This is a genomic window from Mesorhizobium sp. B3-1-8 (genome assembly GCF_006439495.1).
Classification (GTDB): domain Bacteria; phylum Pseudomonadota; class Alphaproteobacteria; order Rhizobiales; family Rhizobiaceae; genus Mesorhizobium.
The window spans coordinates 110,992-133,562 of record NZ_VFTK01000014.1 but is presented as its reverse complement, the minus strand read 5'-3'; the positions used below and the strand labels follow the sequence as shown (position 1 = coordinate 133,562).

The 22,571-nt window shown below is 65.0% G+C and carries 22 protein-coding genes; 10 read left to right on the top strand and 12 right to left on the bottom strand.

What is annotated here, in order from left to right; genetic code table 11:
• A complete protein-coding gene (locus tag FJ424_RS15285) occupies positions 1–936 on the top strand; it encodes a sugar ABC transporter substrate-binding protein (RefSeq protein WP_140654663.1) in 936 nt (311 codons plus the stop codon).
• A 71-nt stretch (positions 937–1,007) separates the two neighbouring features.
• On the opposite strand, the gene doeB is transcribed toward FJ424_RS15285, so the two are convergent.
• The 10 genes from doeB to FJ424_RS15235 form a co-directional block, all read right to left on the bottom strand.
• Entirely contained in the window at positions 1,008–2,012 is a 1,005-nt protein-coding gene (gene doeB / locus FJ424_RS15280; protein ID WP_140654665.1) for a N(2)-acetyl-L-2,4-diaminobutanoate deacetylase DoeB, read from the bottom strand.
• A 4-nt stretch (positions 2,013–2,016) separates the two neighbouring features.
• Entirely contained in the window at positions 2,017–3,195 is a 1,179-nt protein-coding gene (gene doeA / locus FJ424_RS15275; protein ID WP_140654667.1) for an ectoine hydrolase DoeA, read from the bottom strand.
• Positions 3,196–3,231: 36 nt separating this feature from the next.
• Positions 3,232–4,224, bottom strand: coding sequence for a cyclodeaminase (locus FJ424_RS15270; protein WP_140654669.1), 993 nt, complete (start codon positions 4,222–4,224; stop codon positions 3,232–3,234).
• Positions 4,221–5,210, bottom strand: a complete 990-nt coding sequence (gene eutB / locus FJ424_RS15265; RefSeq protein ID WP_181182071.1) for a hydroxyectoine utilization dehydratase EutB — start codon at positions 5,208–5,210, stop codon at positions 4,221–4,223. The genes FJ424_RS15270 and eutB overlap by 4 nt, the downstream gene beginning before the upstream one ends.
• A 5-nt stretch (positions 5,211–5,215) precedes the next feature.
• On the bottom strand, positions 5,216–5,992 hold the full coding sequence (gene eutA, locus FJ424_RS15260; protein ID WP_140654786.1) for an ectoine utilization protein EutA: 777 nt from the start codon (positions 5,990–5,992) through the stop codon (positions 5,216–5,218).
• Positions 5,993–5,997: 5 nt separating this feature from the next.
• Positions 5,998–6,657, bottom strand: a complete 660-nt coding sequence (ehuD, locus tag FJ424_RS15255) for an ectoine/hydroxyectoine ABC transporter permease subunit EhuD (RefSeq protein ID WP_140654670.1) — start codon at positions 6,655–6,657, stop codon at positions 5,998–6,000.
• Entirely contained in the window at positions 6,657–7,316 is a 660-nt protein-coding gene (ehuC, locus tag FJ424_RS15250) for an ectoine/hydroxyectoine ABC transporter permease subunit EhuC (RefSeq protein WP_140654672.1), read from the bottom strand. Before ehuC ends, ehuD begins: the two co-directional genes overlap by 1 nt.
• A gap of 203 nt (positions 7,317–7,519) precedes the next feature.
• Positions 7,520–8,371 (bottom strand): ectoine/hydroxyectoine ABC transporter substrate-binding protein EhuB, encoded by an 852-nt coding sequence (gene ehuB / locus FJ424_RS15245; protein ID WP_140643249.1) that lies wholly within the window; start codon positions 8,369–8,371, stop codon positions 7,520–7,522.
• Positions 8,372–8,465: 94 nt separating this feature from the next.
• Entirely contained in the window at positions 8,466–9,251 is a 786-nt protein-coding gene (gene ehuA / locus FJ424_RS15240) for an ectoine/hydroxyectoine ABC transporter ATP-binding protein EhuA (RefSeq protein WP_140654674.1), read from the bottom strand.
• A 135-nt stretch (positions 9,252–9,386) separates the two neighbouring features.
• Positions 9,387–10,772, bottom strand: a complete 1,386-nt coding sequence (locus FJ424_RS15235) for a PLP-dependent aminotransferase family protein (protein ID WP_140643244.1) — start codon at positions 10,770–10,772, stop codon at positions 9,387–9,389.
• 83 nt (positions 10,773–10,855) lie between these two features.
• Between FJ424_RS15235 and FJ424_RS15230 the strand changes: the two genes are divergently transcribed.
• The 4 genes from FJ424_RS15230 to FJ424_RS15215 all read left to right on the top strand — a co-directional run bounded on the left by FJ424_RS15230 (position 10,856) and on the right by FJ424_RS15215 (position 15,735).
• Positions 10,856–11,344 carry an Lrp/AsnC family transcriptional regulator gene (locus FJ424_RS15230; protein ID WP_140654675.1) on the top strand — a complete coding sequence of 163 codons (489 nt, stop codon included), beginning with the start codon at positions 10,856–10,858 and terminating at the stop codon, positions 11,342–11,344.
• Positions 11,345–11,704: 360 nt separating this feature from the next.
• Positions 11,705–13,198, top strand: a complete 1,494-nt coding sequence (locus FJ424_RS15225; RefSeq protein ID WP_140654677.1) for an NAD-dependent succinate-semialdehyde dehydrogenase — start codon at positions 11,705–11,707, stop codon at positions 13,196–13,198.
• A gap of 34 nt (positions 13,199–13,232) precedes the next feature.
• Positions 13,233–14,612 carry an aspartate aminotransferase family protein gene (locus FJ424_RS15220; protein WP_140654678.1) on the top strand — a complete coding sequence of 460 codons (1,380 nt, stop codon included), beginning with the start codon at positions 13,233–13,235 and terminating at the stop codon, positions 14,610–14,612.
• A 22-nt stretch (positions 14,613–14,634) separates the two neighbouring features.
• A complete protein-coding gene (locus FJ424_RS15215) occupies positions 14,635–15,735 on the top strand; it encodes an alcohol dehydrogenase family protein (protein WP_140654680.1) in 1,101 nt (366 codons plus the stop codon).
• 51 nt (positions 15,736–15,786) lie between these two features.
• Here FJ424_RS15215 and FJ424_RS15210 read toward each other — a convergent pair whose 3' ends face one another.
• Complete coding sequence (locus tag FJ424_RS15210) at positions 15,787–16,227, bottom strand: thioesterase family protein (RefSeq protein ID WP_140654681.1); 441 nt, start codon at positions 16,225–16,227, stop codon at positions 15,787–15,789.
• Positions 16,228–16,343: 116 nt separating this feature from the next.
• The gene (locus FJ424_RS15205; protein ID WP_140654683.1) at positions 16,344–17,204 is read right to left on the bottom strand and encodes a LysR family transcriptional regulator; all 861 of its coding nucleotides are present in this window, start codon (positions 17,202–17,204) and stop codon (positions 16,344–16,346) included.
• Positions 17,205–17,300: 96 nt separating this feature from the next.
• Between FJ424_RS15205 and FJ424_RS15200 the strand changes: the two genes are divergently transcribed.
• The 5 genes from FJ424_RS15200 (at position 17,301) to FJ424_RS15180 (ending at position 22,571) form a co-directional block, all read left to right on the top strand.
• Positions 17,301–18,632 carry an aspartate aminotransferase family protein gene (locus tag FJ424_RS15200; RefSeq protein ID WP_140654685.1) on the top strand — a complete coding sequence of 444 codons (1,332 nt, stop codon included), beginning with the start codon at positions 17,301–17,303 and terminating at the stop codon, positions 18,630–18,632.
• Between the two features lie 70 nt (positions 18,633–18,702).
• Positions 18,703–19,110: a cobalamin B12-binding domain-containing protein gene (locus FJ424_RS15195; protein WP_181182077.1), complete on the top strand. Its 408-nt coding sequence runs from the start codon at positions 18,703–18,705 to the stop codon at positions 19,108–19,110.
• A 23-nt stretch (positions 19,111–19,133) separates the two neighbouring features.
• Positions 19,134–20,108 carry a methylmalonyl Co-A mutase-associated GTPase MeaB gene (gene meaB / locus FJ424_RS15190; protein ID WP_246677254.1) on the top strand — a complete coding sequence of 325 codons (975 nt, stop codon included), beginning with the start codon at positions 19,134–19,136 and terminating at the stop codon, positions 20,106–20,108.
• Complete coding sequence (locus tag FJ424_RS15185) at positions 20,105–21,796, top strand: methylmalonyl-CoA mutase family protein (protein ID WP_140654689.1); 1,692 nt, start codon at positions 20,105–20,107, stop codon at positions 21,794–21,796. The genes meaB and FJ424_RS15185 overlap by 4 nt, the downstream gene beginning before the upstream one ends.
• Positions 21,797–21,809: 13 nt before the next feature.
• Positions 21,810–22,571 (top strand): enoyl-CoA hydratase/isomerase family protein, encoded by a 762-nt coding sequence (locus FJ424_RS15180; protein ID WP_246677253.1) that lies wholly within the window; start codon positions 21,810–21,812, stop codon positions 22,569–22,571.

The following is a 22,571-nucleotide window of genomic DNA, read 5'->3' as shown; positions in this document are numbered from 1 at the left end:
ATGATTGGCAAGAAAAGCATGCTCAAGATCGCTGCCGTGGCGCTTCTGGCTTCGACCGGGTGGGCCAGCGCCAAGACAGTCTGCTACGTGACGGCGGCGGATTCGCATGCCTACGCGACGCCGGCCAACAAGGCGCTCGAGGCCCGCGCCAAGGAGCTTGGCGTCGAGATCCTCAGCCTCAGCCAGGACTTCGACGTACAGAAGGGCACCGAGCAGCTCAACACCTGCGTGGCGCGCAAGGTCGACGGCATCATCCTGTGGCCGCTCGACCCGCAGGCCTACATCCCGGGCCTTGCCCGCGCGCAGCAGGCGAACATCCCGGCGATCCTCATCAACTCGCCGATGAGCGACGATGCCAAGCCGTTCATCAAGTCCTTCACCGGACCGGACGTCTATGAGGAAGGCAAGCTGGCGGCGGATTCGCTGAGCAAGGCGCTGGGCGGCAAGGGCTCGGTGGTCATCATCGCCGGCCAGGCCGGCAACGGCACCACCATCGGCCGCGTCAACGGGTTCACCGACCGCCTCAAGGAAACCAACGCCGACATCAAGGTGCTCGATACGGTCAACGCCGACTTCGACCAGCAGAAGGCGCTGGTCGTCAGCCGCGACCTGATCACCCGCTTCGGCGACCAGATCACCGGCGTCTACGCCAATGACGACACCATGGCGCGTGGCTTCATCGACGCCTGGAAGGAAGCCAATCCGTCCAAGCCGACGCCGCCGATCGTCGGCATCAACGGTCAGAAGGATGCGTTCGAGTCGATCAAGAGCGGCGAGATGTACTCGACCATCGTGCAGTCGCCGGTCGAGGACGGCCGCCTCGCGATCAACACCATGGCCGAGATCATCGACGGCAAGGAGGTCAAGGACCGGCTGCCGATCCCGCTGACGGTCGTCACCAAGGACAATGTCGGCTCGGTCGAACCGGCATTCTGATCACGCGGCCGGCCCGGTTAAACCGGGCCGGCCTATCCGCTGCACGGCGCCCGTCCGACGCCGCGCCAAGATTATCCCCGAACGGCCACGCCCAGCACCGAGACGCAGTCGCCCGCCTTGACCAGGCCCGGGAAGTGACGCGCGGCGAGCAGCCCCGACATCCTGGCCTTGATCTCCCGCGGCGCCTGCCCGGTGCGCCCGACCGGATGGATGCGCGCCACAACCTGGCCGTCCTCCACGGGCTCGCCGAGATCGACCATCGTCTCGATCATGCCGTCATCCTCGGCGAAGGCGAAGCAGTCGCCGGAAGGCATGTCCAACCATTGAGTTCTGCCCTTGTCGACCGCACCATCGACGATGCCGGCATGGCGGAGCACGTTGAGGATGCCGCGCCTGGCAATCCGCACCGTCTCGGCGCGAGACGTTCCGCCGCCGCCGAGCTCGGTGGTGACGAAGACCTTGCCCATCTCCTCGGCGGCCGTATCGTACATGCCGACCGCGTCGATCTCGGTCATGCGCATCGAGAACGGCGCCGAGAAAGCCTCGACCGCGGCGAAGGCCTTCTTCTCTTGCACCTTGTCCGGCAGCGTATGCGCGGCGCAGAACGGCACGAAGTCCAGCGTTTTCCCGCCCGAGTGGAAGTCGAAGACGATGTCCGCGCGCGGCAACAGCTCGCGCTGGAAATAGTCGGCGATCTTCTCCGTCACCGTGCCGTCCGGCCGCCCGGGGAAGGAGCGGTTCATATTGCCCTTGTCGATCGGCGAGGTGCGCGTGCCGGCCCGGAACGCCGGATAGTTCATCGCCGGCACGATGATGACCGTGCCGGAGACATTTTTCGGATCAAGCGTGCGGGCGAGCTCGTAGAGCGCCAACGGCCCCTCGTATTCGTCGCCGTGATTGCCGCCGGTGAGCAGCGCCGTCGACCCCTTGCCGTTGCGCACGACACAGACCGGGATCATCACCGAGCCCCAGGCGGAATCGTCTCGGCTGTAGGGCAGGCGCAGGAAGCCATGCTGGACGCCGTCGCGCTCGAAGCCGACGGTCGGTGTGATCGGCGACGGACGCAAAGCGGACATCGGCTCAGTCCTTCACGAAGAGCTTGCGCGGCACATTGGCCAGGCACTCGACGCCGGTGTCGGTGATCAGGATCGACTCGGTGATCTCCAGCCCCATCGTCTCCAGCCAGAGACCCGTCATGAAGTGGAAGGTCATGCCAGGCCTGAGCTCGGTGCGGTCGCCGGGGCGCAGGCTCATGGTGCGCTCGCCCCAGTCCGGGGGATAGGACAGACCGATCGAGTAACCGGTGCGGTTGTCCTTGACGATGCCGTACTTCTTCAGCACCGCGAAGAAGGCGTTGGCGATGTCTTCGCAAGCGTTCCCCGGCTTTGCCGCGGCAAGGCCTGCCTCCATGCCTTCCAGCGTCGCCTTCTCGGCATCGAGGAAGGCCTGCGTCGGCTTGCCGAGGAAGACGGTGCGCGACAGCGGACAATGGTAGCGGTTGTAGCAGCCGGCGATCTCGAAAAACGTGCCTTCGTTCACCTTCATCGGCTTGTCGTCCCAGGTGAGATGCGGCGCCGAGGCATCGGCGCCCGACGGCAGCAGCGGCACGATCGCCGGATAGTCGCCGCCGATGCCGGCGACGCCGCGCGTGCCGGCATCGTAGATCTCGGCGACCAGATCGCATTTGCGCATGCCGACTTCTACTTTGTCGACGATGCGCTGGTGCATCGCCTCGACGATGCGGGCGGCCTTGCGCATGTAGTCGATCTCGGTCGGGCTTTTCACCGCCCGCTGCCAGTTCACCAGCGCGGTGGCATCGGCGAAACGGGCATTGGGCAGGTGCTTCTGCAGCGCCGCGAAAGCGGCGGCCGAGAACCAGTAATTGTCCATCTCGACGCCGATCGTGAGCTTGTCCCAGCCACGCTTGGCCAGCACGCTGGCGAGGTAGTCCATCGGGTGCCGCGCGGTCGACTGCACGTAGTGGTCGGCGTAGCCGACGATGTTGTCATGGGCGAGATAGGCGGTGCGCTTGGCGCCATTGGCGTCCTGGCCGCGGCCGTACCAGACCGGCTCGCCCGAAGGCGGCACCACCACCGCCTGATGCACATAGAATGACCAGCCGTCGTAGCCTGTCAGCCACGCCATGTTGGACGGATCGCTGACGATCAGCAGATCAACGCCTTTAGCCTCCATGGCTTTTCGCGTCTTGGCGAGGCGATCGGCAAATTCGCTCCGCGAGAATTTCAGGTTTGGCTGCATTTTGTTGTCCTCGTTTGTTGGGCCTGGCGGCCAGCATCAACTTTCGAAATTGAGCCCGGCATTGGTGGCGCGCGCACGGTCGCGAGCCAAAGTGGCGATTGCGGTGTCCTGCACGCCGGTGCCGGTGAGGTCGGCGATGGTGATGTCGCTTGCCGAGCGCCGGCCGGGTTTCTCACCGGCAATGATCTGGCCGAGTTCGGTGACCTCGGCGTCGGCTGTCATCACGCCCGCCTCGATGGCGTGGTGAAGCTCGCCCAGGCGTCGCGTCTGCTTGGCGCTGTCGGCGACATAGAGGTCGGCCATGCGCAGGATCGCCGGCGCGATCTCGTTCTTGTGCTCGGCGTCCGAGCCCATGGCGGTGATGTGCTGGCTGGCGGAGACGAAGCCGGGCTTGATGAGCGGTTCGGTCGAAGGCGTCGTGGTGACGATGATGTCGGCTTCGGCTGCCGCGCTCGCCGCATCCGGCTCGGCCCGCACGGCAATGCCCAGTTTCTTGCGCAAGCGCGCGGCGGTCGCCTCCGCCTTGGCGGCGTCGCGCGCCCAGATGCGCGCTTCCTCGATCGGCCGCACGAGCCGCAGCGCTTCCAATTGCAGGCCGGCTTGCAAACCGGCGCCGAAGATCGCCGCGACCTTGGAGTCTTCGCGCGACAGATGCTTGGCCGCGACCGCACCAGCGGCGGCGGTGCGGATATCGGTCAGATAGCCATTGTCGAGCAGCAGCGCCTCGACCACACCGGTCTTTGCCGAAAGCAGCACCATCATGCCGCCGCCGCTCGGCAGGCCCAGCGTCGGGTTGTCGAAGAAGCCGGAGCTTATCTTGACGGCGAAACCGTCTATGCCGGGGACATAGGCGGACTTCACGTCGACCTCGCCGCGATGCTCATGAATGTCGAGCCGCAGAATCGGCGGCATCGCCACCGGCAGCGTGGCCAGGGCGCGAAAAGCGTTCTCGACGCAGGCAACGGCGTCGAGGTCGAGTGTCACGATCTTGCGCAGATCACTTTCGCTGAGAATTGTCATCCGGCTCATGCGGCGCGCTCCGTTGCTGTGGCCGCCTCGCCGCAGACAATGCGACGATGCAGAGCCATGTCGATGTTGCGGCCGGAGAGGATGAGGACGGTCGGGCCATTCGTCGAGACCTTGCCGGCAAGCAGCGCGCCCATGCCGACGGCGCCCGCGCCCTCGACGATCTCGCGCTCCTGCTCATAGGCATGGCGGATGCCGGCGGCGATCTCGTCCTCGGCAAGCAGGACGACGTCGTCGAGCAGGTCCCGGCACATGGCGAAGGTCAGCTGGTTGTCGAGGCCGATGCCGCCACCGAGCGAATCCGCCAATGTCGGCAGTTCCTCGACCTGCACCGGGCGGCCGGCATCGAGGCTGGCTTTCATCGCGGCACCCAGCGCCATCGAGATGCCGATGACTTTGGTGCCTGGACTCACCCCCTTGACCGCCGCCGCGACGCCGGACGCCAGCCCGCCGCCGGAGAGCGGCACCAGCACCGCCGCGGTATCTGGAACCTGCTCCATGATCTCCAGGCCAAGCGTGCCTTGGCCGGCTATGATGCCGGGATGGTCGAAGGGCGGCAGCATGACCAGCCCTTCCTCGGCCACCAAGCGATCGACCTCCTGCTGGGCATCGTCCTGGCTGTTGCCGACGATGCGGACATCCGCGCCGAGGCGGCGGATGGCGTCGAGCTTGTTTTGCGGCACCAGCTTCGACATGCAGATCACCGCGCGGATGCCTTCAAGCTTCGCCGCATGCGCCAGCGCGCGGCCGTGATTGCCGGTCGAAGCGGCGACGACGCCGCGCGATCTTGCTTTTGCGCTCAACGCGGCGATGGCGTTGGAGGCGCCGCGCAGCTTGAACGCGCCGGTGGTCTGGTGGTGTTCCAGCTTGAGATGAACCGGGCTGCCGGTGCGCTCCGACAGGTTTTGCGACAGCACGCAGGGTGTCCGCTCGACCTTGCCGGCAATGCGTTCGCGCGCTGCGCGAATATGCTGAAGCGTGACTGGCATTTCGATCACTGCGCCAGAGGCTTGGTCCACAGCCGGCCGAACTCCGGTCGCGGCGTGTCGTCGCCGCACAGCCGCAGGCAGTTCCAGGCGCTGGCCTGGTTGCTGGTGACGACCGGACGCCCGATCGCCTCTTCCATGCCGGGAACGGCGAGCGCGGCGCGCAGCGCGGTGCAGGAGACGAACAGCGCATCGGCCTGGGGATGCATGACCTTGCGCGCCATCTCGACGAGGGACACCGGCGCGATCCGCGCCATCTCGCGGTCGTCCTCGAAGCCGAGGCAAGAGAAGCTCTGGATGTCAAAGCCGTGTGACGCGAAATAGGCTGCCATCGGCCGGCTGGTCTCGACGGTGTAGGGCGTGAGGATGCTGATACGCTTCACGCCGAAAGCGTTCAGGCCGCGCATGCCGGCCATCGGCGGGGTGACGACGGGAACGCCTGGCTTGGCCGCCTGGATGGCAGCTTCGATCTCGGCATCGCCGATCACCACCGAGGCGGAGGTGCAGGAGTAGCAGATCGCATCGAGCGGCTCGTCCGGCAGGATGAGCGCCGCGCCCGCCGAAAGCGACGGCTGCATCTTGCGCAGATTCTCCGGCGTCGTCGGATTGGCGTAGGGGATGCGCGCGACATAGACGCCGACGCGCTCGCTCGCCACCATGCGGCGGAAATCCACCTCGCTGGTGTGGTCGGTGGCCAGGGCGATCAGCCCGACGCGCTTTTGCAGCGGACGCGCGTCCAGCGCGGGGCGCGCCGTTTCGAGGTGGATCTCAGGCAAAGGTTTCATGACTTTCATCTTTCGATCCTGCCGTAGCGATGCTCCAGCCAGCGCAAGAGCACGACGGAGCAGAGGCTGATGACGAGGAAGAAGGCGCCGACCAGCGTCATCGGTTCGATGTAGCGGTAATAGGTGTTGGCGACGCTCTTGGCCTGGTTCATCAGCTCCAGCACCGTGATCGCCGAAAGCAGCGGCGTCTCCTTGAACATGGCGATGAAATAGTTGGCCAAGGCCGGGATCATCGGCGGGATCGCCTGCGGCAGAATGATATGCGTCCAGGTGTGCCGGCCATTGAGATTGCAGGCCTTGGCCGCTTCCCACTGGCCGCGCGGCACATTGTCGATGCCGGCGCGATAGACCTCGGCCGTGTAGGTGCCGTAATGCAGGCCAAGCCCGATGACGCCCGCCACCAGCGGTGGCAACAGGATGCCGATATCGGGCAGCACGTAGAAGATGAAATAGAGCTGCACCAAGAGCGGCGTGCCGCGGATGAACTCTGCGAACCAGCCGACGCTGCGCGAAACGAACCGGTTCTCCGAGCGTCGCGCCAGCGCGATCCCAAGCCCCACGATCGCGGCCAGGATCGAGCCGAGCACTGTCGCCAGGATGGTGATCTTCACCCCCTGGATCAGGGTAGGCATGATCTCCCAGACGAAGTTCCAATCCCAGTCCATCAGACACGGACCCCATCAAGCCCGCGCGCCATGCGGCGTTCCAGCGTGCGAATGCCCCAGGAGACGATCAGCGCGAGCGCGAAATAGATGACCAGCACGGAGACGAAGGGCATCAGCGTGCTGCCGGTCTGCGAGCGTACCACCTGCGCCTGGAAGGTCAGGTCGGCGAGCGAGATCAGCGACACGACCGAAGTCGCCTTGAGCAGCTCGATCGCGTTGTTGCCGAAGGTCGGCAGCATGACCAGCAGCGCCTGCGGTAGGATTACGTGGCGCATGCCTTGCCAGCGGCCGAGATTGAGCGCCGTACAGGCCTCATATTGCTCGCGGCCGACCGACAGGATGGCGCCGCGCACCACTTCCGCCGCGTAGGCGCCGACATTCAAGCCCAGCGCCAGCACGCCCGCCTGCAGCGGCGTCAGCGACAGGCCGGCGAAAGGCAGCACGAAATAGGCCCAGAACAACTGCACGAAGATCGAGGTGCCGCGGAAGAATTCGATGTAGACGGTGGTGATCGCGCGCACGATGAAGAAGCGCGACACGCGCCCCATGCCGGCAAGGAAGGCCATGATCAGCGCAAGCACCGACCCCATCAGCGTCAGCTCGATGGTGACAAGCGCTCCTTGCAATATCAGGCCGAGATAGCCGGACCACTGGGTCATGGGGTTCCAACGTTTGCGGTTAGCTTCCTTTCTCCCCGTTAACGGGGAGAAGATGCCGGTTTACCCTCCGTAGCTTCAGCGCAGCTGCTGCGTAGGACGGGTAGGCAGATGAGGGGCAGCGCGAACCTTGAAATGCTGCGCCGCCCCTCATCCGGCTCTTCGAGCCACCTTCTCCCGTAGGCGGGGAGAAGGCAAAAGAACGTTTACTTCGCCGAGCAGAGCTTCTCGCGCGTCGTCGACATCGCGGCCGCGGCCGAGAAGCCGTAGGGCTCGATGATCTTGGCGAACTCGCCGGACTTCTTCATCTTGGCGAGCTCGACGTCATAGGCGTCGCGCAGCGCCTCGTCGCCCTTTTTGAAGGCGGCGCCGTCGCAATAGACCGGCGCGCCGACCACCGGGGCGATGACGTCGAGGTTCGGGTCGTTGGCCTTCTTGACCAGGTCGTTGATCGAGAGCACCGGCAGCGAATAGGCGTCGATGCGGCCGTCCTGCACCATCTTCAGACCGCTCTGGCCGTCCGGCACGACGATGACGCGGTCGCGCGGCACGCCGGCATTCAGCGCCAGCTTCTCCTCGGTGCCGCCGCCAGGCGCGCCGACGGTTGCCGACGTATCCTTGGCGATGTCCTCATAGCTCTTGAAGCCCTTCGGATTGCCCTTCTTCACCAGGAGCGCCTCGGCATCGCAAAGCACCGGCTCGGAATAGGCGACCGCCGCGCAGCGCTCCGGCTTCATGAACAGGCCCGCGGTGACGACGTCGAAGCGGCCCGCCTGCAGGCCGGGGATCATGGCGCCATATTCGGAGATGGAGGCCACGACATCCGCGACGCCGAGCCGCTTGAAGATCTCGCGCGCAACATCCGGAGCCGCGCCCGAAACCTTGCCGTCGGCGGCCACCGCCGTATAGGGCGGCTCGTTGGCGATGGCGAGGCGGGCGAAGCCCTGCGCCTTCAACTGCTCGAGCTTGCTGTCGTCGGCCGAACCCGCGCTGGTGGCGGCGAGCATGGAGGTCAGCGCGAGGCCGGCGACGCCAGCCAGAATGCCAAGTTTCTTCATTGTTCCCAACTCCTTGTTTGTCTTCTTGGTTTGCCTGGTTCGGGACGGCCTTTGGCCGACCGTGGGCGGCTTACGCCGCCCGTTTGCATTGCGGTCAGACGCGATGTCCGGCCGCGATGATCTTCTTCAGGAAGCTCTGCGTTCTTTCCTGTTTGGGATGGCGGAAAATCTCATCGGGCTTGCCTTCCTCGACGATCCTGCCGCGGTCGAAGAACAGCACGCGGTCGGCGAAGTCGTGGGCGAAGCCCATCTCATGGGTGACGAGAAGCATCGTCATGTCGGTCTCGGCGGCGAGCTTGCGCATGACGTTGAGCACTTCCTCGACGAGCTCCGGGTCGAGCGCCGAGGTGACCTCGTCGAACAGCATGATCTTGGGCGACAGCGCCAGCGCCCTTGCGATCGCCACGCGCTGCTTCTGGCCGCCGGAGAGTTGCGCCGGCATCGCCTTCGCCTTGTCGGCGAGTCCGACCATGTCGAGCAGTTCCATCGCCCGCTTCTCGGCGGCGGCGCGCGCGACGCGCTTGGTCAGCATCGGCGCCAGGGTCACATTGTCCATGACGCATTTGTGCGGGAAGAGATTGAAGAGCTGGAAGACCATGCCGATCTTCTGGCGCATCCTGGCCAGATGCCGCTCGTCGGCCGGCAGCAGCTGGCCGTTGCGCTCCATGTGGTAGAGCTGCTCGCCATCGACCTGGATATGGCCGCCGTCGATCTTCTCCAGCGTCATCAGGATGCGCAGGATCGTCGTCTTGCCTGAGCCGGACGGACCGATCAGCGCCAGCTTCTCGCCCGGCATGACCTGCATCGACAGGCCGTCCAGCACCTTGAAGGCGCCGAAGCTCTTGGAAATCGCATCGACCTTGATGATGGGCGCGGGCAATCCATGTCCTCGTTTGGAGAAGCCTATGCCCTTAACGATGCGAAACGTGCTAAATCATGTCAATTGGGAAAATAATATCATGACAATATTTCCAGCGCGGCACAATTTCAGGGCAATCTGAACTCCATTTGTGCATCAGATGGCGAGCAGGAGATGCTCCGGATCGCCGAGCAACAGCTTGGCGACAACGCTCAGGCCGGCGCGCAGTTCCCCTTCGGTGGTCGATCCGAGAGAGATGCGTACGGCCGGATGCCAGGGTGTATCGGCGATGCGGAACGAGGTGCCCGGCGCGATCGCCACTCCGCGCAGGCGTGCCTGCGAAACAAAGCTCTCCTCGGCGCGGTCGCCCGGCAGCTCGAGCCACAGATGCAGCCCGTCGCGGTGGACGCGATAGTCGACGCCTGCCAGCATTTCGGCGGCAATCTCCTGGCGCCGCTTCAACGCCTGGCGCTGCCAGTTGACCAGTTCCATCGCCGTGCCGTCGCTCACCCAACGCGTTGCGATCTCGGCCACCATCGGCGTCGCCATCCAGTTCGAGACGAGGTGGCGGTTGGCGACGGCGGCGGCATAGCGGTCCGGCACCGCGAGGTAGCCGATGCGCAGGCCGGGCACGACGATCTTGGTGAAGGAGGTGACGTAGAGCGTCCGCTCCGGCGCAAAGGCGGCAACCGCCGGCGGCCGGCCTTCGACCAGCGGGCCGAGCACGTCGTTCTCGATGATGGCGATGTCGTGCTTGCGGGCAACCGCCGCAATCTGCTCGCGGCGGGTGGCGTCCATCAAGGTCGCCGTCGGGTTGATCACCGATGGCTGGACGAAGACTGCGCGAATGTCTGACAGGCGGCAGGCCTCGTCGAGCGCTTCGGGGATCAGCCCGTTGCCGTCGATCGGCAGGCCTTCGAGGTTGAAGCCGAGATAGCGGGCGAGCGGGATCAGCGTGTGGTGACCGATCGCCTCCGTGGCGACGGTCGAGCCGGGCGGCGCCACGCTCATCAGCGCCACGGTCATGCCGGCGGTGGCGCCATTGGTGAGGCTGACATTCTGTGGCGATGCCTCCAGCCCGCAGAGCCTCAGCCATTCGACCGCAACGGCGCGGTGGCGCGGAAACACCATGTTCGGCCGGAAAGACAGCGCCGAGCTCGAAGGCAGGTTCTCGGCGAGCCACCCCAGCGCCTGCTTCAATTTCTCCAAATGCATCGGTTCGCAGACCGGCTTCAGGATCGAGAGGTCGATGACTTCGCCCAGCCGTTCCGGAATATAGGGCGGCTCCGGTTCCCGGCGCTGCGTCTGTACGAAGCTGCCCCGACCGACCTCGCCGGAAATAAGGCCGCGCCGGATCAGTTCCTCATAGGCGCGGCTGACGGTCTGCACCGAAAGTTTCAGATCATCCGCGAGGCGGCGGTGCGTCGGCAGCCGCGTCCCGTTGGCGAGCCGCCCGTCATGGATGGCGCGCGCGAACTGGTCGGCCAGCGAGAGATAGGCCGGGCGGCGGATGAGAGCAGGATCTGGCTGCCACAATGTCATGACTTATTAGAGAGCCAAATCAGTGCAATTGACAATCGAAATAATGCATCGTCATGGTGTCCGCGACGAAAGGCGAATCCCGCATGGCGGCAACGAAACTCGACCCGATCGACCTCAGGATTCTCGACGCGATCCAGCGCGACGGGCGCATCACCAAGCTGGCGTTGGCCGAGAGGGTCGGCCTGTCGCCGACGCCGTGCTGGATGCGGCTGCGCAAGCTGGAGAAAGCTGGCATCGTGTCCGGCTACCACGCCGCGATCGCCATGCGCGCTATCGCGCCGGTGGCGACGGTGCTGATGGAGGTGACCCTGGCCAACCACCGCCAGGCGGACTTCGATCGGTTCGAGCGGGTCGTGCGCGATGTTCCGGAGATCGTCGCCTGCTGGTCGGTGGGCGGCGGGGTCGACTATGTCCTGAAGGTGATGGCGCGCGACATCGATGCCTACCAGCGGCTGGTCGACAGCCTGCTCGAACGTGAGATCGGCATCGACCGCTACTTCACCTACATCGTCACCAAAACGGTCAAGGACGAGACCGTGCTGCCTGTGGCCGACCTGCTGCCCGATCAATGAAAGCGCCATCGTCATCCATGGGCGGAGCGACGCGAAGCGGAGCGCAGACCCGAGGATCCATTCCGTGACTTTCACGTAGGGTGCTGCGGAGCAGAATTCTGCATCGTCGCAACGCCTCAACGTCACGGAATGGATCCTCGGGTCTACGCCGCGTCGCTTCGCTCCTTGCTTCGCCCGTGGATGACGACTTTGAGGAGGCTCGGCCAATTTTCGCGGTTCGGCGCCGCCTGCTGGCCGGCCAGCTAGAGAGTTCGTCTGCTTCCGCGCGCCAATAGAGACAATCTCTCTACCAACAGCCGCTGAAACAGTCCCATTCTTTGCCCGACACGGCCGATGCTTCGGCATCGAATGGAGACGCCGATGTCCGCGCATTTTGCCCGCACCAACCACCATGAAGCGCTGGACCGGCTCGCCGATCGCCGGCTGTTGCGTGCGCTCGCCTATGTCGACGGCCACTGGACGGCAAGCGATGCGGCGGCAAGTTTTGAGGTTACCGATCCGGCGACCGGCGCTACCGTCGCCTTCGTGGCCGCGCTCGATGCCGCCCAGACGACAAAGGCAATCAACGCTGCGTCCCGCGCGTTGCCGGCCTGGCGCTCGGCACTGCCGCAGGAGCGCTCGAAGATCCTGCGGAAATGGTTCGATCTGATCGTCGCGGCCAAGGACGATCTGGCGCTGCTGATGACGCTCGAACAGGGCAAGCCGCTGAAGGAATCGCTCGGCGAGATCGACTACGCCGCCTCCTTCGTCGAATGGTATGCCGAGGAAGCGAAGCGCCTCAACGCCGAAAGTGTAACCAGCCATCTGCCGAATGCCGAGATGTCGGTGCGCCGCGAGCCGCTCGGTGTGGTCGGCGTCGTGACGCCGTGGAATTTTCCGTCGGCCATGCTCACCCGTAAGGCCGCCGCAGCGCTTGCCGCCGGCTGCACCATCGTGGCGCATCCGTCCTCGGAAACGCCGCTGTCGGCTTTGGCGCTGGCCGAGCTCGGTGAACGCGCCGGGCTGCCGGCAGGCGTCTTCAACGTCGTCACCGGCGATGCGCGCACGATCGTCGCGGCGATGTGCGCCGACGCCCGCGTTCGCGCCATGAGCTTCACCGGATCGACCGAGGTCGGCCGGCTGATCGCCGCGCAGAGCGCGCCGACTATGAAACGTCTGGTGATGGAGCTCGGCGGCCATGCGCCGCTGATCGTGTTCGACGACGCCGATATCGACAAGGCCGTCACGATTGCGCTGGATGCCAAATTTGCAACGTCCGGCCAGGATTGCCTTGCCGCCAACCGCATCTATGTCCAGCGGCCGATCTATGATCGCTTCTGTGCCGCTTTTGCCCGCCGCGTCGAGCAACTCCATGTAGGTAACGGTCTATCCGCGGATGCCGATATCGGGCCTCTGATGCACGAACGTGCCGTCAAGAAAGTGGAGGAGCAAGTCGCCGATGCGCTTAACCACGGCGTGCGCTGCCTGACCGGCGGCAAGCGCCACGCTGCCGGGCCGCTGTTCTACCAGCCGACGCTGCTCGTCGACGTGCCGGACGAGGCGCTGATCATGCGCGAAGAGACCTTTGGCCCGGTCGCCGCGGTGACGCCGTTCGACGACGAGGCGGAAGTCGTCGCCCGCGCCAATGCCACGGAATATGGCCTGGTCGCCTATGTCGTCACCGAAAACGGCGCGCGGCAGGCGCGCATGGGCCGCGCCTTGGAGTACGGCATGGTCGCGATAAACCGGGTCAAGATCACCGGCGCGCCGATCCCCTTCGGCGGCGTCAAGCAATCCGGCATCGGCCGCGAAGGCTCTCGCCACGGCCTCGAAGCTTTTACAGACCTCAAATACCTTTGCCTCGACGTAGCCTAAGCTACGCAGGCCTCATTCTCGTCAGGAGTCAAAAATGCTCGAACAGTCCAACGAACTCACTGCCTGGGATCGCGACCACCTCTTCCATCCCTCGACGCACATGGGCACGCACGCGCGGGGCGAGTCGCCGGCGCGCATCATGGCCGGCGGCGAAGGCGTCACCGTCTGGGACAACACCGGCAAGAAGAGCATCGATGCCTTCGCCGGCCTCTATTGCGTCAATGTCGGCTATGGCCGCCAGAAGATCGCCGATGCTATCGCCGAGCAGGCCAGGAACCTCGCCTACTATCACGCCTATGTCGGGCACGGCACCGAAGCCTCGATCACGTTGGCCAAGATGATCATCGACCGCGCGCCGAAGGGCATGAACCGAGTCTATTTCGGCCTCTCAGGCTCAGATGCCAATGAAACCAACATCAAGCTGATCTGGTACTACAACAATGTGCTGGGCCGGCCCGAGAAGAAGAAGATCATCTCGCGCTGGCGCGGCTACCATGGCTCGGGCGTCATGACCGGTTCGCTGACCGGGCTCGAGCTGTTCCACAACGCCTTCGACCTGCCGCGCGCGCCGATCCTGCACACCGAAGCGCCCTATTATTTCCGCCGCGCCGACCGCTCAATGAGCGAGGAGCAGTTCTCGCAACATTGCGCCGACAAGCTCGAGGAGATGATCCTCGCCGAAGGTCCGGACACGGTCGCGGCCTTCATCGGCGAGCCGGTCCTCGGCACCGGCGGCATTGTGCCGCCGCCGGCCGGTTATTGGGAGAAGATCCAGGCCGTGCTGAACAAATACGACGTGCTGCTCGTCGCCGACGAGGTGGTGACCGGCTTCGGTCGCCTTGGCACCATGTTCGGCTCCGACCATTACGGCATCAAGCCGGACCTGATCACCATCGCCAAGGGCCTGACCTCGGCCTATGCGCCGCTGTCGGGCGTCATCGTCGCCGACAAGATGTGGCAGGTGCTGGTGCAAGGCTCCGACAAGCTCGGTTCGCTGGGCCATGGCTGGACCTATTCGGCGCATCCGATCTGCGTTGCCGCCGGTGTCGCCAATCTCGAACTGATCGACGAGATGGACCTGGTGCGGAATGCCGGCGAGACGGGCGCTTACTTCCGCGCCGAGCTCGCCAAGGCCGTCGGCGGACACCGGAATGTCGGCGAGGTGCGCGGCGACGGCATGCTGGCGGCGATCGAATTCGTGAAGGACCGCGACGACCGTGTCTTCTTCGATCCGGCGCTGAAGGTCGGACCGCAGATCGCCACGGCGCTCGCGGCAAGCGGCGTCATCGGTCGCGCCATGCCGCAGGGCGACATCCTCGGCTTCGCTCCGCCGCTCTGCCTGACGCGCGAGGAGGCCGACATCATCATTGCAAAAACTGCCGACGCGGTGAACAGCGTGTTTGCCAGTATCTGAGAAGCGACATCTGAGAAGTGACATGAATGCCATGACCAGAACCGTTCCCGCCACGATGGCCGCCGTGCAGCTTACGGCCCATGGCGGCCTGGAGAAGCTCGTCTACCGCACCGATGTGAAAGTGCCGGCACCCGCCGCCGGCGAAGTGCTGGTCAAGGTCAGCGCCTGCGGCATGAACAACACCGATGTCTGGGTGCGTCAGGGCGCCTATGGCACGGAGGAGGATGCGGCTGCCGTGTCGACCTGGCGCCGGCAGGGCAACACGCTCACCTTCCCGCGCATCCAGGGCACCGACACGGTCGGCGCCATCGTCGCAGTCGGCGACGGCGTGCCTGCCGACCGCATCGGCGAGCGTGTCATGGTCGACTTCTCGATCTACAATCGCGACGACGATTCGCTGGCCGACATCGACTATATGGGCCACGGCCGCGATGGCGGTTATGCCGAATACCAGGCGCTGCCGGCCGAGAACGCGCATGTCGTCGACACCAATCTGAGCGATGTCGAGCTTGCCACCTTCTGCTGCGCCTATCTCACCGGCGAGCAGATGCTGGAACGTGCCGCGCTGAAGGCCGGCGAGCGTGTGCTGGTCACCGGCGCCTCCGGCGGCGTCGGCTCCGGTATCGTGCAACTGGCAAGGGCGCGCGGCGCCATCCCTTATGCTGTCGTCGGCAAGGGCAAGGAACAGGCGGTGCTCGACATCGGCGCCGAAAAGGTGATCACGCGCGGCGTGGCCGACCTGCTCACCGCCGTCAACGAAGCGACGAATGGCCAGCCGATCGATGTGGTCGCCGACCTGGTCGGCGGCGCCATCTTCAACGACCTGCTGCGCGTCCTGCGGCCCGAGGGTCGCTACACCACGGCGGGCGCCATTGCCGGACCGGTCGTGCAGCTCGATCTGCGCACCATGTATCTGAAGCAGCTGCAGCTCCACGGCTCGAGCCAGGGCACGCGGGCCGACTTCCGCCGTATCGTCCGCCACATTGAGGAAAAGAAGATCAAGCCGCTGGTCGGCGGCGTTTATAAGCTGTCGGATTTCCACCGCGCCCAGACCGACTTCATGGGCAAGGACTTCGTCGGCAAGCTGGTGGTGGTGCCGGATGCGATGTGGAGCGGCGCCTGATCCAGGAAGGAGGCCGGCGCGGTCGCCCCGCCAGTCGAGCCGCCGCCGGCGTCAGGCGCCGTTGCGACCAGGCACAGCAGTGGTCGGCATCCAGGATTTCAACCGTTCAAGCATAGGCTCCGTCAGCGGGGTGGATTTCCGCTCCGCAAGATTGAAGAAGACCGTCTTGGCGGCCAGCTTGGCCGCGAGCTCGCCGCCATGCAGCCTGCGCATCTCGTAGTCCGTCTGGATGGACGTGCGGCCGATAGCGCGGATCGTGCCGAAGATTTCCACGATGACCCCGGACGCCACCTCGCCGACGAAGTCGACCTCGTGCCGGACGTCCGCCCATCCCCTGTCGGCCCATTCGGGCGTCGTCGGCGCCCATCCGGTCGCCTGGCCGAGCAGGATGTTGATGGCGTCGTCGAAAAAGGCGACGTAGAACCGCGTCGTCATGTGGCCCATCATGTCGCAATTCCAGGGCTGAACCACAGCTCTCGTCAGTAAGATCATTTTTGCTCCCGATAACTCGTCCGATGCGACCGCTATCTAGCGGGGATTGGTTATCTCTGGGAGAGCCAATCGATGGTTGGAGCATTGCTCGCCCCATTTTGACGGGGGCAAGGCGATTACAGCGACGGCAGGACACCCCGGATGTGGCTGGCAAACGCCTCGACGGCCGGCGACCTCGTGGTCTCGGCGAAGGCGACCAGAACGCCGAGCCGGGACAATCTCGGAAGCGGCGCGTTGAGGATGAAGAGATCCGACGGGACGGCCCTCTGCGTCATCACGCTTATCGCAAGGCCGGACCGCGCCACTGCTATCAGGCCGGTGAGGCTGTTGCTGGCATAGGATATCTTGTAGCGCAGTCCGGCGCGGGACATGGCATCGCAGGCAGCCTTGTGGTCCATCGCGTTCGATGCCGGCAGCGCCAGCGGCACGGTCTCGCCGAACTCGTGCAGCTCCAATGTCGGCTTGCTGCCGACCCAGACCATCGCTTCCGTGCGCACGACCTCCCTGGAGGCGCTCGCGTCCGGAATGGAGACAAGCGCCAGATCGACCTGGCGCGCATGCAGCAGATTGTGCAGTTCGACAGTCGGCGCCGACACGACCTTGATCTCGATGTCCGGATAAAGGCTCCCGAAGCTTCTCAAGAGCGTGGGAAAGAAGGCGCTCAAATAGTCTTCCGGGCTGCCGAAAATGATCGATCCCTGCAGGCCCTTGCCGGAGAAAGCCGAAACCGCCTCATCGTGGATTTTGAGGATGCGCTCGGCATAGGCAAGGAAGCGCTCGCCGCTGCCGGTGAGGCGGACGCCGCTGCCGCTCCGATGGAACAGGCTCTGGCCGCCGAGCGCGTCTTCGAGCCGCTGTATCTGCATCGTCACGGCCGATTGCGTGCGCCCGACCTGCACGGCGGTGGCGCTGAGCGTTCCCGAATGCGCCGCGCGGACGAAGGTCGACAGCAATCTGAGATCGAGGGGTGCGGGCATATCAATTCCATTGATATCAGAGTCCGACATCTATCAATTTTACTGCTGTAGCGCCAGACGCTAATCTTCGGATCTGCGTTTTGGCGAGGCTGCGAGATGTCGAGAAATCTGGATAATGCCTTCTGGTCGGCGGCGCGAAAGCACCTCATCCGATATGGCGGCGCCTTCGAGCCCGCCATCATCGAGCGGGCCGAAGGCTCGTTCGTCTACGACGCCGATGCCCGGCCCATACTCGACTTCACCTCCGGCCAGATGAGCGCGCTGCTCGGGCATGCGCATCCAAGGATCGTCGCGACGGTGCGCCGCCAGGTCGAAACGGTCGCGCATCTCTTCAGCGGCATGCTGTCCCGCCCGGTTGTCGAGCTTGCCGAACGCCTCGCCGCGCTGGCGCCCGGCCTCGACAGGGCGCTCCTGCTTTCGACGGGCGCGGAGTCGAACGAGGCGGCCATCCGCATGGCGAAGCTGGTGACCGGCAAGCACGAGATCGTCGCGTTCTCCAAAAGCTGGCACGGCATGACCGGCGTTGCGGCTTCCGCCACCTATAGCGCAGGGCGCAAGGGCTACGGTCCCGCGGCGGTCGGCTCGATCGCGATTCCCCCGCCGAATAGCTTTCGCCCGCGCTTCAAGAAAGCCGACGGCTCGCTCGACTGGGCAACCGAGCTCGACGATGCCTTCGCCCTTGTCGACAGCCAGTCGACCGGCAACCTCGCGGCCTTCATCGCCGAGCCGATCCTGTCGAGCGGCGGCATGCTGGAGCTGCCGCAGGGTTATCTCGCGGCGCTGAAGCAGAAATGCCGCGAACGCGGCATGCTGCTCATCCTCGACGAAGCGCAGACCGGCGTCGGCCGCACCGGCGACATGTTCGCCTTCCAGCGCGACGGCGTCACGCCGGACATCCTCACTCTGTCGAAGACCATCGGAGCCGGCCTTCCGCTGGCGGCGGTCATGACGACGGCCGAGATCGAGGAAACGGCGCATGAGCGGGGCTTCCTGTTCTACACCACCCATGTATCCGATCCGCTGCCGGCCGCCATTGGCGTGACCGTGCTCGATGTCGTGGAAGAGGAGCGCCTTGTCGAGCGCGCGCGCCATCTCGGAAGAAGGCTTTTCGACGGCCTGTCCGACCTGAAGCAGCGCTTCGAGTGCGTCGGCGACGTGCGCGGCCGCGGCCTGATGCTGGGGGTCGAGATCGTCAAGAACGGAGAGAGCCGCGAGCCCGATCACGAGCTCGGCGCGAAAATTGCCGCGGAAGCATTCAAGCGCGGACTGAGCATGAACATCGTCAAGCTCCCCGGCATGGGCGGCGTGTTCCGCATTGCCCCGCCGCTGACGATTTCGGAAGAAGAGCTCGACCTCGGATTGCGCACGATCCGCGACGCCATCGAAGCGGTGCTGTCTGCGAGCGGCGGCCGCATGGCTGCGGAGTGACGGGCAGCGACCGATGAACGAAGCGAACATGACCGAACAGGCGCCGGGCGATGCGCCGGACCGGGACGCGATGACCGGCACCATCCGCGTGCTTGTCGCCAAGCTCGGGCTGGACGGGCACGACCGGGGCGCCAAGGTGGTCGCGCGGATCCTGCGCGATGCCGGCATGGAGGTCGTCTACACCGGCCTCTACAAGTCTCCGGACGAGGTCGTGGCGGCGGCGGTCCAGGAGGACGTCGACGTCGTCGGCGTCAGCCTCCTTTCCGGTTCCCACGTTCCGCTCTTTCGTGAATTGGGACGCTGCCTGCGCGAGCAGAAGGCCGATCACATCTTCGTCGTCGCCGGCGGGGTCATCCCCGAGCAGGATTATGCCGCTTTGTGGGACAGCGGCGTCGACGCGATCGTGCCGCAGGAGGCGCGGGCCGAACTGATCGTGACGACGATCAGGAACCTGATCGCCGCTCGTGGCCGGGTATGACCGTCTTCACGCCATCGAGACCGGTGAGGCGTGCGGCATACAGGCCCTCGATCGAGCTCGTGCCCGAAATCCTCGCGGGCAACGTCGCGGCCATCGCCCGCATGATCACGCGTGCCGAGGCCGGCTATCCGGAAGCAGCGCCCGCGCTGGCGGAGATCTACAGACATACCGGCAAGGCGCATGTCGTCGGCATCACCGGCGTTCCGGGAGCCGGCAAGTCCACGCTTGTGTCTTCTCTCATTCGGGCATTCGCGTCGGAGGGGCACAAGGTCGGCGTCGTCGCCGTCGATCCGAGCAGCCCGTTCTCCGGCGGCGCGATTCTCGGTGACAGGGTGCGCATGAGCGAGGTGGCCTCGTCCTCGCAGGTTTTCGTCCGCAGCATGGCGACGCGCGGCCATCTGGGCGGCCTTGCCCGGTCGACGCTGCAGGCGGTCGATGTTCTCGATGCCGCCGGCTACTCGCCCATCATTATCGAGACCGTCGGCGTCGGCCAGGATGAGGTGGAAGTCGTGACGGCGGCGCACAGCATCGTCGTTCTTTCGGCGCCTGGCCTCGGCGACGACATACAGGCGATCAAGGCCGGCATTCTCGAAATCGCGGATATCCATGTCGTCAGCAAGGCCGACAAGCCGGAGGCGGCGGCGACCGTTTCGACCCTGCGCGGCATGATGACCCTTGGTTCGGAAAGGGCGGGATCGAAATGGACTCCGCCCGTGCTTCCAGTCAGCGCGGTCTCGGGCGAGCGGATCGGCGAGCTGAAGGACGCCATCTCCAGGCACTGGTCGCATCTGCGCGAAAGCGGCGAACTGGCCGAGCGGCAGCGGGGCATTTGCCGGACGCGGATCCTCGGCGCGGCCAAACATCTTTTCCAGCGCAAGTTCGATGAGCGGGCCAGCGAGGTCGGAGAGCACATCCAGGCCGTCGTGAACAGGGACATGGACCCCGGCGGCGCGGCCCGCCTTCTCCTCGGCTGGACGAACGAGGCGCAAGCGACATGAACCTGTTCTCGCAAACCGCGATCGAGGACATCCGCGAAAAGCAGGCCGCGTGGGAGGAAAAGGAACTCGCCGCCGCGCTCGGCAGCAGGCCGGAGGAAAAGCCGGCCTACGAGACCGAATGCGGCATTCCGCTGAAGCGCGTCTACACAGCCGCCGACATCGCCGACATTCCCGCCGACGAGTTGGGTTTTCCCGGCGCTTATCCCTTCACCCGCGGAGCCTATCCGACGATGTATCGCGGCCGGCCTTGGACCATCCGGCAGGTCGCCGGCTTCGGCAATCCCGAGGCCACCAACCAGCGCTACAAATACATGATCCAGACCGGTCAGACCGGGCTCTCCACCGATTTCGACCTGCCGACGCTGCTCGGCCTGGACTCGGACGATCCGAGAGCCTTCGGCGAAGTCGGGCGCGTCGGCGTCGCCATCGACACGGTCGATGATGTCGACCGGCTGTTCGACGGAATAGACCTCGAAAAGATCTCGGTCTCGCTCACCATCAATCCGTCGGCCTGGGTGGTCTACGCCATGTATGTCTCCGTCGCTGAACGGCGCGGCTATGACCTCCACAAGCTGGCGGGCACGCTGCAGGCGGACCCGCTGAAGGAGTATGTGGCGCAGAAGGAGTGGATCTATCCGGTGCGTCCCGCGGTGAGGCTGCTGCGCGACTTGATCATGTACAGCGCCAGGGCGACGCCGAAGATCAATCCGATCAGCCTCAGCGGCTATCACCTCTCGGATGTCGGCGGCAACGCGCTGCAGGAGATCGCCTTCATCATGGCTTTCACCATCGCCTATTGCGAGGAGGTCACCGGCGCCGGCATGGACATCGACGACTTCGCACCCCGGCTGTCCTTCTTCTTCATCAGCCATCAGGACTTCTTCGAGCAGATCTGCAAGTTCAGGGCGGCAAGGCGGGTCTACGCCAAGATCATGGCGCAGCGCTTCAAGGCCAGGAAGCCGGAGTCCATGCGGCTGCGGGTGCATGTGCAGACCGCGGCGATGAGCCTGACCAAGGTCGAGCACCATAACAATCTCATGCGCACGGCCATCCAGGCGCTCGGCGCCGTGCTGGGTGGCTGCCAGAGCATGCACACCAACGGCCTCGACGAAGCCTTCGCCATCCCGACCGAAGAGGCCATGAAGCTGGCCATCCGCACCCAGCAGATCATCCGCGACGAGATCAACGTGACCTCCGTGATCGATCCTCTCGGCGGCTCCTATTTCATCGAGCGCCTCACCCGCGACATGGAGACAGAAATCTGGAAGCTGCTGGACGAAGTCGACGAGCGCGGCGGCGCCGTGAAACTGGTCGAGGAAGGCTGGTTCCAGCAGAAGCTCGCGGACTCGGCTTACGCCACGTTCCAGAAGATCGATGCCGGCGAAAAGATCTCGGTTGGCGTCAACCGGTACGTCGACGAGACCAGCCGATCGGCCGAAGTGCACATCCATCCTTATGACGAAGAGTGCACGCAGCTGCAGATCGACCGCCTGCAAGCGGTGCGGGCGGACCGTGACAACGCCCGTGTCCGGGAACTGCTGAAGGAACTCGCCGAGCAAGCGAGGTCCGACGACATCAATCTTCTGCCGAAGACAATCGAGGCCGTGAAGGCGAAGGCGACGCTTGGCGAGATCTGCGCCGCGCTGCGCAAGGTCTGGGGCGCTTACGCCGAACCGATGATCGTTTGAGGAGGACGCCAAGATGGGCGATGCCAAGATGGGCGCAGTCATTTCCAGGCACGACGGCGCAATCGCCTGGGTCAAGCTCAACCGTCCCGAGCGGCTGAACGCCATGAACAGGCAGCTCGTCGACGACCTGTCCGAGGCGCTGGCGCGAGCCGAAGCGGACCCGTCGATCCGTGCCGTCATCCTGCACGGCGAAGGGCGCGCCTTCTGCTCCGGCGACGACCTCAAGGATCTCGACTCCCAGACCACTTCCGAGGCCACGACACAGGCCTGGGTGGACGCCATCCAGAACATCACTTTGCAGATCATGCAGTCGCGCAAGATCGTCATTGCCGCGGTGCATGGCTGGTGCGTCGGCGGCGCGCTCGAATGGGCCGTGAATTGCGACTTCACGCTGTTCGCCGACAATGCGCGCTGGTTCTTTCCCGAAGTCAGCTACGGGCTGTTCGTCACCGGTGGCGTCACCGCCCTGTTGACCAAGCAGACCGGGCCGCAGGTCGCCAAGGAACTGATGATCCTGGGCGAGAAGCACGATGCCAGGAAGGCGCTCGAGGTCGGCATCGCCTGGAAACTCTTTCCCGAGGCGCAGTTGCTGGACGAGGCGAGAAAACTCGCCTTGGCGATAGCGGAGCGTCCGGAAAGCGCCGTGGCAGACATCAAGCATGCCATCAACAACGGCTTCCACTCTTCCCTGGCCGATGCGATGGCGCTCGAGACCAGGGCCACGGTGAGCGGTTTCCTTTCCCCCGATGCGCAGGCGCGGGCAAAGAATTTTTGA